General features: G+C 71.0%; 9 protein-coding genes and 1 pseudogene. 9 read left to right on the plus strand and 1 reads right to left on the minus strand.

Translation table 11 applies throughout. The annotated features are described in order from the left end of the window. Positions 1-228: 228 nt before the first annotated feature. Positions 229-4,176, minus strand: coding sequence for a type VII secretion protein EccCa (gene eccCa / locus C2142_RS25540; protein ID WP_148645114.1), 3,948 nt, complete (start codon positions 4,174-4,176; stop codon positions 229-231). 453 nt (positions 4,177-4,629) lie between these two features. On the opposite strand from eccCa, the gene eccD reads away from it, so the two are divergent. The 9 genes and pseudogenes from eccD to C2142_RS25585 all read left to right on the plus strand — a co-directional run bounded on the left by eccD (position 4,630) and on the right by C2142_RS25585 (position 15,672). Then, positions 4,630-6,087: a type VII secretion integral membrane protein EccD gene (gene eccD / locus C2142_RS25545; protein WP_148645115.1), complete on the plus strand. Its 1,458-nt coding sequence runs from the start codon at positions 4,630-4,632 to the stop codon at positions 6,085-6,087. 183 nt (positions 6,088-6,270) lie between these two features. Continuing rightward, positions 6,271-6,561: a 30S ribosomal protein S15 gene (gene rpsO / locus C2142_RS25550; RefSeq protein ID WP_148645116.1), complete on the plus strand. Its 291-nt coding sequence runs from the start codon at positions 6,271-6,273 to the stop codon at positions 6,559-6,561. Positions 6,562-7,018: 457 nt separating this feature from the next. Next, a pseudogene (locus C2142_RS25555) lies at positions 7,019-9,221 on the plus strand (polyribonucleotide nucleotidyltransferase). Positions 9,222-9,330: 109 nt separating this feature from the next. After that, a complete protein-coding gene (locus C2142_RS25560) occupies positions 9,331-10,683 on the plus strand; it encodes a pitrilysin family protein (RefSeq protein ID WP_241002780.1) in 1,353 nt (450 codons plus the stop codon). A 14-nt stretch (positions 10,684-10,697) separates the two neighbouring features. Next, a complete protein-coding gene (gene dapB / locus C2142_RS25565; protein WP_148645118.1) occupies positions 10,698-11,444 on the plus strand; it encodes a 4-hydroxy-tetrahydrodipicolinate reductase in 747 nt (248 codons plus the stop codon). Positions 11,445-11,451: 7 nt separating this feature from the next. Further along, complete coding sequence (locus C2142_RS25570) at positions 11,452-11,949, plus strand: hypothetical protein (RefSeq protein ID WP_241002781.1); 498 nt, start codon at positions 11,452-11,454, stop codon at positions 11,947-11,949. Further along, positions 11,946-12,677, plus strand: a complete 732-nt coding sequence (gene thyX / locus C2142_RS25575; protein WP_148645119.1) for an FAD-dependent thymidylate synthase — start codon at positions 11,946-11,948, stop codon at positions 12,675-12,677. The genes C2142_RS25570 and thyX overlap by 4 nt, the downstream gene beginning before the upstream one ends. A gap of 239 nt (positions 12,678-12,916) precedes the next feature. Next, complete coding sequence (gene dapA / locus C2142_RS25580) at positions 12,917-13,816, plus strand: 4-hydroxy-tetrahydrodipicolinate synthase (protein ID WP_148645120.1); 900 nt, start codon at positions 12,917-12,919, stop codon at positions 13,814-13,816. A 170-nt stretch (positions 13,817-13,986) separates the two neighbouring features. Next, positions 13,987-15,672: a ribonuclease J gene (locus tag C2142_RS25585; RefSeq protein WP_148645121.1), complete on the plus strand. Its 1,686-nt coding sequence runs from the start codon at positions 13,987-13,989 to the stop codon at positions 15,670-15,672. Positions 15,673-15,997: the final 325 nt, after the last annotated feature.

Genomic DNA, 15,997 nt, shown 5'->3' on the forward strand with positions numbered 1-15,997 from the left:
ACGGAAGATTGCAGCCATCCATTCGAAGGTTCCGGTCGGGCGTGACGGCGACTCGCCCAGGTGCCTCCCGATACCCCGAACAGCCCGCCGAGGGCAACGGGAACCGCAGCGACACGCCGGAAAGATCTAGGTAACGTTTCGGCACGTGGGACGCGGAAGGGGCCGGGCTCCGGGAGCCCGACCCCTTCGATCACTTTCCGTGACGGCCACCGGCGGCGGCCGCGCATACTATGCCGACGGCAGCCAGCCCGTCTGCACCATCTGCCCGCTGGTCACCCGGCGCGAGACGAACACCCCGCGCCCCGGCGGCAGCGGCTGCGGTTTGACCGTGCCCAGCAGCGCGCCCTCGTCCTTGTTGCCGGACAGGATCACGCCCTGGCCGCCCAGCTCGCGCATCCGCTGCATCACCGGCTCGTACAGCGAACGCCCCGCGCCACCCGCACTGCGCGCGATGATCACCCGCAGGCCGATGTCCCGGGCGAACGGCAGGAACTCGGCCAGCGGCGCCAGCGGGTTGCCCGAGCTCGTCGCCACCAGCTCGTAGTCGTCCACGATCACGAACATGTCCTTGCCGCTGTACCAGCTGCGGTTGCGCAGCTGCTCGGCGGTCACGTCCGGGCCCGGCAGACGGCGCGAGCAGGCCCCGCGCAGCATCTCCACGATGCTGGTCATGGCCGGCTGCGCGGCCGCGTACTCCACCAGGTACTCCTGCGGAACGGTGCCGAGCAGCGCACGCCGGTAGTCGCCGACCACGATGCCGGCCTGCTCCGGCGTGTAGCGCTCGGTGATCTGCTTGACCAGCATCCGCAGCAGCGCCGACTTACCGGACTCGGTGTCGCCGAAGACGATGAACAGCGGGTCGGTCTCGAAGTTGACGAACGCCGGGGCCAGCTCCACCTCGTCCACGCCGAACGCGATCCCGCGCTCCGGGTACTCGAAGCCCTTCGGCAGCGCGAACCCGTCCAGCACCGTCGGCAGCATCCGGACCTGCGGTGCGCGCGGGCCCGTCCAGGCCGCGTTGACCGCCGCCACCAGCCCGGCCACGCCCTGCTGGAGGTCGTCCACCGAACGGGAGCCGTCCAGCCGCGGCAGACCCGTCAGGAAGTGCAGCCGGTCCGCGGTGATGCCGCGCCCCGGCACGGCCGGCACGTTCTGCGCCACCCGGCGGTCCACCTCGGACTCCATCGAGTCGCCGAGCTTCAGCTCGGTCCGGTTCTGCAGCAGGTCCTTCAGCGCCGGACGGACCTCCGCGTACCGGGCCGCCGTCACGATCAGGTGGACGCCGTAACCGAGGCCGCGCTGGGCGATGTCCCCGATCACGCCCTCCAGCATCTCGTAGTCCTGCTTGAAGGTGTTCCAGCCGTCGACGACCAGGAACACGTCGCCGAACTGCTCGTCCGGCAGCTGGCCGGCCGCCCGGCGGGCCCGGTACGTCGCGATCGTGTCGATCCCGGTCTGTCGGAACAGCTCCTCGCGCCGGTTCAGCACCCCGTGCACCTCGCTGATCATCCGGCGCACCTTCTCGGCGTCCAGCCGCCCGGCCACCCCGCCGACGTGCGGCAGGTCCTGGAGCGACTGGAAACCGCCACCGCCGAAGTCCAGCAGGTAGAACTGCGCCTCCAGCGGCGTGTGGGTGAGCGCGAACGCCACCACCGTGGTGCGGATCACCGTCGACTTGCCGGACCGCGGCCCGCCGACCACCAGACCGTGACCGGCCGCACCCGAGTAGTCGTGCTCCAGCACGTCGCGCTTCTGCTCGCGCGGCCGGTCCACGATGCCGACCGGCACCCGCAGCCGGCCCAGGCCGCCCGACCCGGGCGAGGTGAGCCCGCGCTCCGCCGTCGCCTGCAGCGGCAGCATCAGCTCGTCCATGCTCGGCGGCTCGTCCAGCGGCGGCAGCCACACCTGGTGCGCCGCCGGGCCCTGCCCCGCCATCCGCTGCACGAACACGTCCAGCACGGTGTCGACCAGCGCGTCGTCCTGCTCCTCGACCTCCGGCTCGACCTCCTGCACCAGCGGCTCCAGCACCGGCACCTCGGCCGCCGTGAAGAGCACCGGCTGCGCCGTCACCAGCCGTCCGCCGACGGAGCGCTGCTGCCCCGGCGCCCGGTACGGCCCGGAGACGTACGCGGCCTTGAACCGCTCCATCACGTCGGTGCCGAACTTCAGGTAGCCGACACCCGGCACCGGCGGCAGGTGGTACGCGTCGGGCACGCCGATCGCCGCCCGCGACTCGGCCGCCGAGAAGGTCCGCAGACCGATCCGGTACGAGAGGTAGGTGTCCAGGCCGCGCAGCTTGCCCTCCTCCAGGCGCTGCGAGGCCAGCAGCAGGTGCACACCCAGCGAACGGCCGATCCGGCCGATCTGGATGAACATGTCGATGAAGTCCGGCTTCGCGGTCAGCAGCTCGGAGAACTCGTCGATGATCAGCACCAGCGACGGCAGCGGGTCCAGCGCCGCACCGGCCGCCCGGGCCCGCTCGTACTCGTTCAGGTTGGCGTAGTTGCCCGACCGGTGCAGCAGCTCCTGACGGCGGTTCATCTCGCCCTCGATCGCGTCCCGCATGCGGTCGACCAGGGTGAGCTCGCCCTCCAGGTTGGTGATCACCGCCGAGGTGTGCGGCATGTCCGCCATGCCGGAGAAGGTCGCACCACCCTTGAAGTCCGCCAGGACGAAGTTCAGCGTCTCCGAGGAGTGCGTCATCGCCAGGCCGAGCACCAGGGTGCGCAGCAGCTCCGACTTGCCGGAGCCGGTCGCGCCGACGCACAGGCCGTGCGGGCCCATGCCCTCCAGCGCGGCCTCCTTGATGTCCAGGTAGACGTGCTCGCCGCCGGCGCCGATCCCGATCGGCACCCGCAGCTTCTCGCGCTGCGCCCGCGGCCGCCAGCTGCGCGACACCTCGAACGAGCCCGGGTCGCCCGAGTTCATCAGGTCGGTGAAGTCCAGGTTGGACAGCAGCGGCTCGTCGTCGCCGCCGGCCGAGATCCGGTACGGCGCCAACTGCCGGGCCAGCGCCTCCGACTGCCAGGCCGAGAGGGTGTCCGGCTTGCCGGAGTACGTCGCGCCCGAGGCCGAACGGAGCACCAGCTCCTCCGGCGTCACCGTCACGATCAGGTGGCCGGTCGGCTCGTCCAGGTCACCCGGGACCACCTCGACGATGGTCACCCCCTGCACGCCCTCCGCGCCGGCCAGCACCGAGTCGTGCGGCACCGACGCGCCGTCCATGACGACGATGATGTGCGGCTGGTCCGATGACGGCGCCGCGTCCCGCACGAACCGCTGGCGGCCCGCCAGTTCGTCCTGGAGCAGGTGCTCCAGCTCACCGAGGCCGGTCGCGATCAGCCGGCGCGAGCCCGCGCCGTCGCTCTCCTTGCGGTGCTGGTTGTGCGGGAGCCACTTGGTCCACTCCCACTCCTCCACCGCACCCGGCGCCGCCGCGACCGTCACCAGCAGGTCGTCCGGCGAGTGCAGCGTCGTCAACTGGGCGATCATCGCCCGCACGTTGCCGTACACGGTGTCCGGGTCCCCGCACACCGTGATGTGGTAGAAGGCGCGCAGCGAGACCGCCAACGGCAGGTCCTGCAAGGTGCCGTGGGCCTTGAGGAAGGTGTGCATCGCCGCCGCCGAGAGCGGCTCCAGCTCCTCCATCGGCGCCGTCTGCGGCGCCACCAGCGGCGTCGACAGCTGCACCGGCCCGCGGCCGACCCGGATCTGCGCGAAGTCGCCGTCCCCGGTGCGGCGTTCCCACAGCCGGCGGCCGTCCGCGACGATCGACCAGAGCTGGTCCGGCTCCGGGTTCAGGAACAGCTGCGCGCCGCGCTGGCGCTCGGCGGTCCGGCGCACCTGGCGGCGCATCTGCTGGAGGTACTTCAGGTAGTCACGGCGCTCGTCGGCGGTGGCGGTCGAACCGCCCTTGCGCGCCCGCACGATCTGGGCCAGTGCCATGCCGACCGTCGACACGATCATCAGGCCGCCCATGATCTTCATCGGGGCCTGCGCGCCGGGCGAGAAGAAGAACACCGCCGAGCCGCCCATGCCGAGCATCGGCAGGATGCTCATCAACCAGTCCTCGCCGCCCGACCTCGGCAGCTCGGGCGGGGTGACCAGCTCGACCGGCTCGTCCGGCACCGCCGGCGGATAGGCCCGCGCCGGGCGTTTGACCGTAATGACACTCATGCGCACCCCACCCCACGGCCTCGAACGGTCTTCTCGTTCATCCCGGCATCAGCCCTCACGCAACTGGATTACGTACGGGTGAGGGCGCCCCGTGTGACGCCGCCCCCGCTCCGCCGACCGCAGGCACCCGGGGAGGAGCGCGGCCCCTTCCCCCGTCGCCTTGCGCAGGGGCCGATCCTAGCCGGGCACCCCCGCGCCCCGTACCGGCCCCACCCCGTCGCCCCGGCAGCCCCACCGGCGCACCCCCGCCCCGCCCGCCCCCTCACCCCTGCGCGGTGGTGGGCACAAACGGAGCGGGTAGGGTAACGCCGCGCCAACTCATGGCCGGATCGAGCCAGTTCCGCCCGGCCGGCACCGCGCAGCAGCCAGACCGACCGCCGCCGGCAGAGCGGCACCGTCAACGAGGGGGAGCGCCCAAGTGCGTCGAGTGATGTGTGTCAGCGGGGTGCGGGCATGAGTACCTCCGCCACGACCGGCTTCTGCCGGGTCACCGTCGTCGCCCCGGACAGCCGGATCGACGTCGCCCTGCCCGAGGACGTCCCGCTCGCGGACGTCTACCCCGAGGTGCTGCGCCTGTCCGGGCAGAGCCAGCCGGACGGCGCCCCGACCGGCTTCCACCTCGTCCGCCGCGACGGCACCGTGCTCGACAGCGGGCTGCCGCTCGCCGCCCAGCAGGTCCGCGACGGCGACCTGCTCAGCCTGCGCCCCTTCGCCGAGTCGCTGCCGCCCGCCGTCTACGACGACGTGGCCGACGCGATCGCCAGCGCGGTCGAGGCCGACCGCCGCTTCTGGAGCCCCGAGCTGATGCGGGCCTTCGGCCTGATCGGCGCCGGCGTGCTGCTCGCCCTGCTCGGCTTCGCGCTCTGGTTCTCCGACCTGCGCCACGACATGCACGGCCTGCCCGGCGTCCTCTCCGGCGTCACCGCCGTCCTGCTCACCGCCCTGGCCGGCGTCCGCGCCCGGGTCTACCAGGACGCCTGGGCCGCCCTCGCGCTCGGCCTCGGCGCGCTGCCGCACGCCCTGATCGGCGGCAGCGGCATCATCGCCCCCGCCCACGCGTGGGACGGCCCGGGCCGGCTCCAGTTCCTCACCGGCTGCGTCGCCGTCCTGGTCGTCGCCGTGCTGCTGGTCGGCCTGCTGCCCGAGAGGGACTCGCTGTTCGTCGCCGCCGCCTTCCTGGCCGCCGCCGGCGCGTTCGCCACCTTCGCCGCCGTGCTGCTGCCCGGCACCCCGGCCAACCACATCGCCGCCGTCACCGGCGTCGCCGCCACCGCCGTGATCGGCTTCCTGCCCGGCCTCTCGGCCCGCTTCGCCCGGCTGCCCGTCGGCTTCAGCGCCCCCGGCCAGACCCGCACCCGCAGCCGCGACTACGACGAGGAGGCCGGCCGCGCCGAGGCCGTCCAGTACGAGCGGATCGCCCACCAGGCCCGCCGCGGCCACGAGGTGCTGGTCGGCCTGGTCGGCGGCTGCGCCGCGGTGATCGTCGGCGCCTGCGCCGTGCTCGGCTTCACCGACGAGCTCTTCCCCGAGCTGCTCGCGCTGACCCTCGGCATCGCCACCATGCTGCGGGCCCGGCTGTTCCGCTACACCGCGCAGGTCTTCAGCCTCACCATCGCCGGCCTGCTCGGCCTGTCGCTGCTCATCGTCGGCCTCTCGCTGCACACCCCGCTGTTCATCCTCAAGGCCGCCAGCTCGACCGAGGTCGACCTGCGCACCATCTGGCTGGGCACCTCGATCGCCTTCGGCGCCGCGATCCTGACCGCGATCGCCCTGGTGGTGCCGCGGCTCGGCGTCTCCCCGTTCTGGGGGCGCATCCTGGACCTGGTCGACAGCCTCACCCTGATCGCGCTCGTCCCGCTGGCGCTGGGCGTGCTGGACATCTACAGCCTGGTCCGCGGCGCCACCGGCTGACCGGCCCGGCGGCCCCGCGGCCGGTCCGGCGGGCGGCACTGGTACGCTTGCCCTTCGAGTGCACCAGTGTGTCCGTCCCACGAGGGTCGCAGACCGCCGGCCGCGCTCGCAGACGACACCGAGTTCTCACAGAGTCCTGTGCCGTAGACCAGGACCGCTCGGTATCACCTCGAAGGAGTTGCAGTGGCTCTCGCCTCTGACGTCAAGAAGCAGATCATCGCCGAGTTCGGCCAGAAGGAGGGCGACACCGGCTCCCCCGAGGTCCAGGTGGCCATGCTCTCCCGCCGCATCTCGGACCTGACCGAGCACCTGAAGGCCCACAAGCACGACCACCACTCGCGTCGCGGCCTGCTGATCCTGGTCGGCCAGCGTCGCCGCCTGCTGCAGTACCTGGCCAAGAAGGACATCGAGCGCTTCCGTACGCTCGTCGACCGCCTGGGCATCCGCCGCGGTGCCGCCGGTGGCGCCCGCTAAGACCGCCGCTCGGGGCGGCTCCCCACACCGGGGAGCCGCCCCTCGCGCGTATGCCGCGGCCGGCGACCCGCGGCACCCTGACATAACAACTCGCGCGCACCTCCCCAGGTGGCCGAGGATTGCACCGTAGGGTTGTGGGCATGCCGGGTGATGGCGCGACAGCGCGCCACCCAGGCGGAAAGACCCCAACCCCCGCGGGACGAAGGCTTCAAACGGAAGCCGCCCGCATCCGAGAGAGCGTCCAGACGCGGACCGCCCGTCCAGGCCTGGCAGCCGAGAGGCGCCGGTCCTCGGTAGTGGCCGCCGGAAGTCCCGCAGACCGAGCGGGGCGCACCGGAGGCTTCGATCGAAGACCGGCCAGGACTGCCTTCCTCTTTGCGAAAGAGGGCCCAGGGCCACCGGCAGGCGATGCGCGGGGACGCTCTCCCGGAGACGTACGAAAGAGGAGATCTTCCAGGTGGAAGAGAACGTGTTCTACGCCGAGGCCGTGATCGACAACGGTTCCTTCGGCACCCGTACCATCCGCTTCGAGACCGGCCGCCTGGCCCGTCAGGCCGCCGGCTCCGCCGTGGCCTACCTGGACGACGACACCATGGTGCTGTCGGCCACCAGCGCGTCCAAGCAGCCGAAGGAGCACTTCGACTTCTTCCCGCTGACCGTGGACGTCGAGGAGCGGATGTACGCCGCGGGCCGCATCCCCGGCTCGTTCTTCCGTCGCGAGGGCCGGCCCTCCGAGGACGCCATCCTCACCTGCCGCCTCATCGACCGCCCGCTGCGCCCGTCCTTCGTCAAGGGCCTGCGCAACGAGGTCCAGGTCGTCGTCACCGTGATGGCGCTCAACCCGGACCACCTGTACGACGTGGTGGCCATCAACGCCGCCTCGGCCTCCACCCAGCTGGCGGGCCTGCCGTTCTCCGGCCCGATCGGTGGCGTCCGCGTCGCGCTGATCAAGGGCCAGTGGGTGGCCTTCCCGACCCACAGCGAGCTGGAGTCGGCCGTCTTCGACATGGTCGTCGCCGGCCGCGTCCTGCCGGACGGCGACGTCGCGATCATGATGGTCGAGGCCGAGGCCACCGACAAGACCATCAAGCTGGTCGAGGGCGGCGCCGAGGCGCCGACCGAGGACGTCGTCGCCGCCGGTCTGGACGCCGCCAAGCCGTTCATCAAGGTGCTCTGCGCCGCCCAGTCGCAGCTGGCCGCCCAGGCCGCCAAGCCGACCGGCGAGTTCCCGGTCTTCCTGGACTACCAGGACGACGTGCTGGCCGCCCTGACCGCCGCGGTCAAGGACGAGCTGGCCCAGGCGCTCACCATCGCCGGCAAGCAGGAGCGCAACAACGAGCTGGACCGCGTCAAGGCGATCGCCGCCGAGAAGCTCCTGCCGGAGTTCGAGGGCCGCGAGAAGGAGATCAGCGCCGCGTACAACGCGCTGACCAAGAAGGTCGTGCGCGAGCGCGTCATCAAGGACAAGGTCCGCATCGACGGCCGCGGTGTCACCGACATCCGCACCCTGGCCGCCGAGGTCGAGGCCATCCCGCGCGTCCACGGCTCGGCCCTGTTCGAGCGCGGCGAGACCCAGATCCTGGGTGTCACCACGCTGAACATGCTGCGCATGGAGCAGCAGCTCGACACGCTCTCCCCGGAGACGCGTCGCCGCTACATGCACCAACGTCCCGCCGTACTCGGTCGGCGAGACCGGCCGCGTGGGCTCGCCCAAGCGCCGCGAGATCGGCCACGGCGCGCTGGCCGAGCGGGCGATCCTGCCCGTGCTGCCGACCCGCGAGGAGTTCCCCTACGCGATCCGCCAGGTCTCCGAGGCCCTGAGCTCCAACGGCTCCACCTCGATGGGCTCGGTCTGCGCCTCCACCATGTCGCTGCTGAACGCCGGTGTGCCGCTGAAGGCCGCCGTCGCCGGTATCGCCATGGGCCTGATCTCGCAGGAGATCGACGGCGAGACCCACTACGTCGCGCTGACCGACATCCTGGGTGCCGAGGACGCGTACGGCGACATGGACTTCAAGGTCGCCGGTACCCGCAACTTCATCACCGCGCTGCAGCTGGACACCAAGCTCAACGGCATCCCGGCGTCGGTGCTGGCCGCCGCGCTGAAGCAGGCCAAGGACGCCCGTCTGCACATCCTCGACGTGATGAACGAGGCCATCGACGCGCCCGACGAGATGTCGCCGAACGCGCCGCGCATCATCACCATCAAGATCCCGGTGGACAAGATCGGTGAGGTCATCGGCCCCAAGGGCAAGATGATCAACCAGATCCAGGAGGACACCGGCGCGGACATCACCATCGAGGACGACGGCACCATCTACATCGGTGCGGTCGACGGTCCCTCGGCGGAGGCTGCCCGTACGACGATCAACCAGATCGCCAACCCGACCATGCCGGAGGTCGGCGAGCGCTACCTGGGCACCGTGGTCAAGACCACGACGTTCGGCGCGTTCGTCTCGCTCATGCCGGGCAAGGACGGCCTGCTGCACATCTCGCAGATCCGCAAGCTGGCCGGCGGCAAGCGCGTCGAGAACGTCGAGGACGTGCTCGGCGTCGGCGCCAAGGTCCAGGTCGAGATCGCCGAGATCGACCCGCGCGGCAAGCTCTCCCTGATCCCGGTCGTCGAGGGCGAGGAGGGTGGCGAGGCCGCTTCCGAGTGAAGCGCCGCTAGCCTCCCCATCCAGTAGACGCGATCGCGGCCCGCACGCCCCCGTCGGCGTGCGGGCCGCGTCCCGTTGTTCCCCCATGTTTCTCTACGGAGGTACCCCCGTGGCCCAGGCCTCGGCGGCGACGCAGCGCCCCGGCTCCACCCGGACCCTGCTCAAGGGCGCGGACGGCGCCGGCACGGTGCGCCGCACCGTGCTCCCCGGCGGCCTTCGGGTCGTCACCGAGACCCTGCCGACGGTGCGCTCCGCGACCTTCGGCATCTGGGTCGGCGTCGGCTCGCGTGACGAGACCCCGCAGCTCAACGGCGCAACCCACTACCTGGAGCACCTGCTCTTCAAGGGCACCGAGCGGCGCAGCGCGCTGGACATCTCGGCCGCCTTGGACGCGGTCGGCGGCGAGATGAACGCCTTCACCGCGAAGGAGAACACCTGCTACTACGCCCGGGTGCTGGACACCGACCTGCCGCTGGCCATCGACGTGGTCTGCGACATGCTCACCGGCTCGCTGATCCGCCCCGAGGACGTCGAGGCCGAGCGCGGCGTCATCCTCGAGGAGATGGCGATGGCCGAGGACGACCCGGGCGACGTGGTGCACGACCTCTTCGCCAAGGTGATCTTCGGCAGCGGCCCGCTCGGCCGCCCGATCCTCGGCACCCAGGAGACCGTCCAGGCCCTCACCCGGGACCAGATCGCCGGCTTCTTCCACCGCCGCTACAAGCCCGAGCACCTGGTGGTCGCGGCAGCCGGCAACCTGGACCACCGCAAGGTCGTCAAGCAGGTCGAGCGGGCCTTCGCACCGCTGCTCGCCAAGTCGGACGCGGCCCCCGCCGAGGCCCGCCGCGGCGTCAAGGCGCTGCGCACGGCCGGCCGCGTCGAGGTGCTCAACCGCTCCACCGAGCAGGCCCACCTGGTGCTGGGCGTGCCCGGCGTGCCCCGGCACGACGAGCGCCGCTGGGCGATGGGCGTGCTCAACGCGGCCCTGGGCGGCGGCATGAGCTCCCGGCTCTTCCAGGAGGTCCGGGAGAAGCGCGGCCTGGCCTACTCGGTGTACTCGTACTCCTCGTCGTACGCGGACAGCGGCCTGTTCGGCATCTACGCCGGCTGCCAGCCCAAGCGGGTCGAGGAGGTGCTGCGGATCTGCCGCGAGGAGCTCGCCAAGGTGGTCGCCGACGGCATCACCGAGGAGGAGCTGCAGCGCGCGATCGGCCAGATCTCCGGCTCCACCGTGCTCGGCATGGAGGACACCGGCTCGCTGATGAACCGGATCGGCAAGGCGGAGCTCAGCTACGGCCACCACCTCTCGGTGGACGACATGCTGGCGAAGATAGCGGCCGTGACCCTGGACGACGTCCACGCGGTCGCCCGTGATGTGCTGGGCGCGCACCGGCCGTCGCTCGCGCTGATCGGCCCGGTCAACACCAAGCGGGCCGCCGGGCTCGCCGACCTGCTGGTCTGAAGGGACTTTCGCTCATGACGCTGCGTGTCGCCGTGATCGGCGCCAAGGGCCGGATCGGATCCGAGGCCGTCAAGGCCGTCGAGGCCGCCCCGGACATGGAACTCGTCGCCACGCTCGGCCGCGACTCGAAGCCGGCGGAGCTCACCGACGCCGGGGTGCAGGTCGCCGTCGAGCTGACCCACCCCGACTCGGTGATGGGCAACCTCGACTACTGCCTGCACCACGGCATCCACGTGGTCACCGGCACCACCGGCTGGACGGACGAGCGGCTGGCCACCGTCCGCGGCTGGCTGGACGAGGCGCCCGGGCAGGGTCTGCTGATCGCGCCGAACTTCTCCATCGGGGCGGTGCTCGGCATGAAGTTCGCCCAGACCGCCGCCAGGTACTTCGAGTCGGTCGAGGTCGTCGAGCTGCACCACGACCGCAAGGCCGACGCGCCCAGCGGCACCGCCACCCGCACCGCCCAGCTGATCGCCGCCGCGCGCGCCGAGGCCGGCCTCCCGCCGCAGCAGGACCCGACCACGCACGGCCTGCCCGGCGCCCGCGGCGCCGACGTGGACGGGGTGCCGGTGCACGCCGTCCGGCTGCGCGGTCTGCTCGCCCACCAGCAGGTGATGTTCGGCGACACCGGCGAGACCCTCACCATCCGGCACGACTCGCTGCACCACAGCAGCTTCATGCCGGGCATCCTGCTCGGCGTCCGCAAGGTCGTCGAGACCCCCGGGCTCACCCTGGGCCTCGAACACTTCCTGGACCTGTGAGCGCGGCATGACCTCCCGTACCGGCTTCTTCGTCCTGTCCGGCGTGCTGCTGCTGGTCGCCCTGGTCTGCATAGGCGAGGGCGTCCAGCTGATCGCCACCGGCAAGCCGCTCGGCATCGGCATGGGCGTGTGCGCCTTCGTCATCCCGCTGATCGGCGTCTGGTTCCTGCGCCAGACCGTCCGCTTCGGCCGGGCCAGTGAGCGGCTCGCCCGCGAGCTGGAGGCCGAGGGCGGGCTGCCGGTGGACGAGCTCCGGCGCACGGCCGGCGGCCGGATCGACCGGGCCTCGGCCGACGAGGTCTTCGCCCGCCGCAGGGCCGAGGCGGAGGAGTCGCCCGGCGACTGGCGGGTCTTCTTCCGCCTCGCGGTGGCGTATGCCGACGCCGGCGACACCCCGCGCGCCCGCAAGACCATGCAGCACGCGATCCGGCTGCACAGCACCACCGGCACCACCGGCATTACCAGCACCACCAGCACCACCGAATCTGCGAGGAGCAACGCGTGAGCGACGAAACCACGGCACCCCAGTTCCGCAGCGACGTCACCGTCGAGCTGGTCCGCAGCGCCGCCGCCGACTCGGACGTCATCTGGGCGGCGCGGGTCTCGACGGCGGGGGAGCAGTCCCTGGAGGCGCTCCAGCAGGACCCGGAGAAGTCCAAGGGCCTGATCAACTTCCTGATGCGGGACCGGCACGGCACGCCGTTCGAGCACAACTCGATGACCTTCTTCATCAGCGCGCCGATCTTCGTCTTCCGCGAGTTCCACCGGCACCGCAGCGGCTGGTCGTACAACGAGGAGTCCGGCCGCTACCGCCAGCTGGAGCCGGTCTTCTACGTGCCGGGCGAGGACCGCAAGCTGGTCCAGGAGGGCCGCCCCGGCCGGTACGAGTTCCTCGACGGCACCCCGGAGCAGCACAGGACCGTCACCGGGGCGATGGAGGCGGCCTACCGCGAGGCGTACGGCCGCTACCAGGAGATGCTGGCGGCCGGCGTCGCCCGCGAGGTGGCCCGGGCCGTGCTGCCGGTCGGCCTCTTCTCCTCGATGTACGCGACCTGCAACGCCCGCTCGCTGATGCACTTCCTGTCGCTGCGGACCAAGAAGGAGAACGCCGCCGTGCCGTCCTTCCCGCAGCGCGAGATCGAGATGGTCGCCGAGCAGATGGAGGAGCAGTGGGCCGCGCTCATGCCGCTCACCCATGCGGCCTTCGAGAAGCACGGCCGAGTCGCCCCCTGACCTGGGGTGATAGGCATATGGGCGGCTTGCCTGGCATGTCTGGATTGCGGCTTTTCTAGGCGCTCCCTACGCTCGTGACACGGATTCCGGTGCTGCTTGAACCCCCGAGCACGCAGCACCGGAATCCCATGTTTCCGCCGCCCCGCCGCGCTGCGGCCGCGCGCTGCACAGTGCTACACCTGTCCGAACCCTGGACCGGCCTGGGTATCGCCCCACCGCCTACGAGTAGCTTTGGACCCATGGCTCCGACCTCCACCCCCCAGACGCCTTTCGGCCGGGTCCTGACCGCGATGGTGACGCCGTTCACCGCTGACGGCGGGCTCGACCTCGACGGCGCCCAGCGCCTCGCCGCACACCTCGTCGACTCCGGCAACGACGGCCTCGTCGTCAACGGAACCACCGGCGAATCCCCGACCACCAGCGACGCCGAGAAGGCCGAGCTCGTCCGTGCCGTGGTGGAGGCCGTGGGGGACCGCGCCCACGTGGTGGCGGGCGTCGGCACCAACGACACGCACCACAGCGCCGAACTGGCCCGCCAGGCCGAGGCCGCCGGAGCGCACGGCCTGCTGGTCGTCACGCCGTACTACAGCAAGCCCCCGCAGGAGGGCCTGTACCGGCACACCACGCACATCGCCGACGCCACCGGCCTGCCGGTCATGCTCTACGACATCCCCGGCCGCAGCGGCGTCGCGCTGAGCCACGAGACGCTGGTCCGGCTCGGCGAGCACCCCCGGATCGTCGCCAACAAGGACGCCAAGGGCGACCTCGGCGCCGCCGCCTGGGCCATTGCCCGCTCGGACCTCGCCTGGTACTCCGGGGACGACATCCTCAACCTGCCGCTGCTGTCCGTCGGAGCCGCCGGTGTGGTCAGCGTGGTCGGGCACGTGGTCGCCGGTGAACTGCGCAGCATGATCGACGCCTACCTGGGCGGCGATGTGGCCAAGGCCACGGCGATCCACCAGAGCCTGCTGCCGGTCTTCAGCGGTATGTTCCGCACGCAGGGTGTCATCCTCACCAAGGCCGCCCTCGAGCTCCAGGGCCTGCCGGCCGGCCCGCTGCGGCTGCCGCTGGTCGGCGCGACTCCCGAGGAGGTCGCGCAATTGAAGAAGGATCTCGCCGCAGGCGGGGTACACCTGTAGCAGACACAGACGTGCGCGCCCCGGCTCGCCGGGCCTCCCCGAGGTCTGCCGCTGAACCGGACGAAGGCGCGAGAGCACCGACCCAGTAGGAAACCGACACTGAGTACGCACGCCATATGTCTCTTGGGGGAGGACCCCGGGCATATGGCGTGCGTCGTGAGGAGAGTCTTTTGAGCCACCCGCATCCCGAACTCGGCGCGCCCCCGGCACTGAAGGAGGGCGCCCTCCGCATCACTCCGCTCGGCGGTCTCGGCGAGATCGGCCGCAACATGACGGTCTTCGAATACGGGGACCGCATTCTCATCGTCGACTGCGGTGTCCTCTTCCCCGAGGACGAGCAGCCCGGCGTCGACCTGATCCTGCCGGACTTCAGCTACATCCGGGACCGCCTCGACAAGATCGACGGCATCGTCCTGACCCACGGGCACGAGGACCACATCGGCGCCGTCCCGTACCTGCTCCGGGAGAACCCGGACATCCCGCTGATCGGTTCGAAGCTCACCCTCGCCCTGATCGAGGCCAAGCTCGCCGAGCACCGCATCCGGCCGTACGTGCTGGAGGTCGCGGAGGGCGACCGCGAGCGGATCGGCCCCTTCGACTGCCAGTTCATCGCGGTCAACCACTCCATCCCGGACGCGCTGGCCGTCGCGGTGCGCACGCCCGCCGGCATGGTCGTCGCCACCGGTGACTTCAAGATGGACCAGCTGCCGCTCGACGGCCGCCTGACCGACCTGCCGACCTTCGCCAAGCTGGCCGAGGAGGGTATGGACCTGCTGCTGGTGGACTCCACCAACGCCGAGGTCCCCGGCTTCATCCCGCACGAGCGGGACATCTCGGCCGCGCTGCGAAACGTTTTCGCGAACGCCGACAAGCGCATCATCGTCGCCTCCTTCGCCAGCCACGTGCACCGCATCCAGCAGGTGCTGGACGCCGCGCACGAGTACAAGCGCAAGGTCGCCTTCGTCGGCCGCTCGATGGTCCGCAACATGGGCATCGCGCGCGACCTCGGCTACCTGAAGGTCCCCGGCAACATGGTCGTGGACGTCAAGCAGCTGGACGACCTGCCGGACAAGGAGGTCGTGCTGATCTGCACCGGTTCGCAGGGCGAGCCGATGGCCGCGCTGTCCCGGATGGCCAACCGCGACCACCAGATCCGCATCGTCGAGGGCGACACCGTCGTGCTGGCGTCGTCGCTCATCCCGGGCAACGAGAACGCCGTCTACCGGGTGATCAACGGCCTGACCCGCTGGGGCGCCAAGGTCGTGCACAAGGGCAACGCCAAGGTGCACGTCTCCGGTCACGCCTCGGCCGGTGAGCTGCTGTACTTCTTCAACATCTGCAAGCCGCGCAACCTGATGCCGGTCCACGGCGAATGGCGCCACCTGCGGGCCGCCGCCGACCTGGGCATCGCGACCGGCGTGCCGAAGAACCGCACGGTCATCGCGGAGGACGGCGTCTGCGTCGACCTGGAGAAGGGCGTCGCCCGGATCGTCGGCAAGGTGCAGGCCGGCTACGTCTACGTGGACGGCTCGTCGGTCGGCGACATCACCGAGGCCTCGCTCAAGGACCGCAGGATCCTGGGCGAGGAGGGCTTCATCTCGGTCTTCGTGGTGGTCGACTCCACCAACGGCAAGATCGTGGGCGGTCCGACCATCCAGGCCCGCGGCTCCGGCATCGACGACAACGCGTTCGTCCCGGTGGCCGCCAAGCTCCAGGAGGCGCTGGACCGCTCGGCCGGCGACGGCGTCCTGGAGGTCCGCCAGGTCCAGCAGCTGGTCCGCCGGACCCTCGGCAAGTGGGTGGCGGACAACTACCGCCGCCGTCCGATGATCCTGCCGGTCGTCGTCGAGGTCTGATCCTCCCGCTGGTCGGTTTGACGTGGGGCAGCCCGGTGCGTAATGTTCTCCGGGTTGCCCCACGGGACGGCCCCCGCAAGAACACTCGAATGAAATTCGGGTGTGGAGCGGGAAAACGGCCCGAGAAACTCTGATAGAGTTCGGGAGCGCCGAAAGGCCCAAGTAAATCCGATGAATGAAACTCCGGAAAACGGAGCGGAAAACATCTGATAAGCTTGAAACACGAAAGAACGAAGCGCCCGGAGGGCCCGCTGGAAGGCGGTCCGAAGGAAGTGTCCGTTCCTTGAGAACTCAACAGCGTGCCAAAAGTCAACGCCAGATATGT

It is taken from the genome of Streptomyces sp. CB01881 (assembly GCF_002953255.1).
In the GTDB taxonomy this organism is placed as follows: Bacteria; Actinomycetota; Actinomycetes; order Streptomycetales; family Streptomycetaceae; genus Kitasatospora.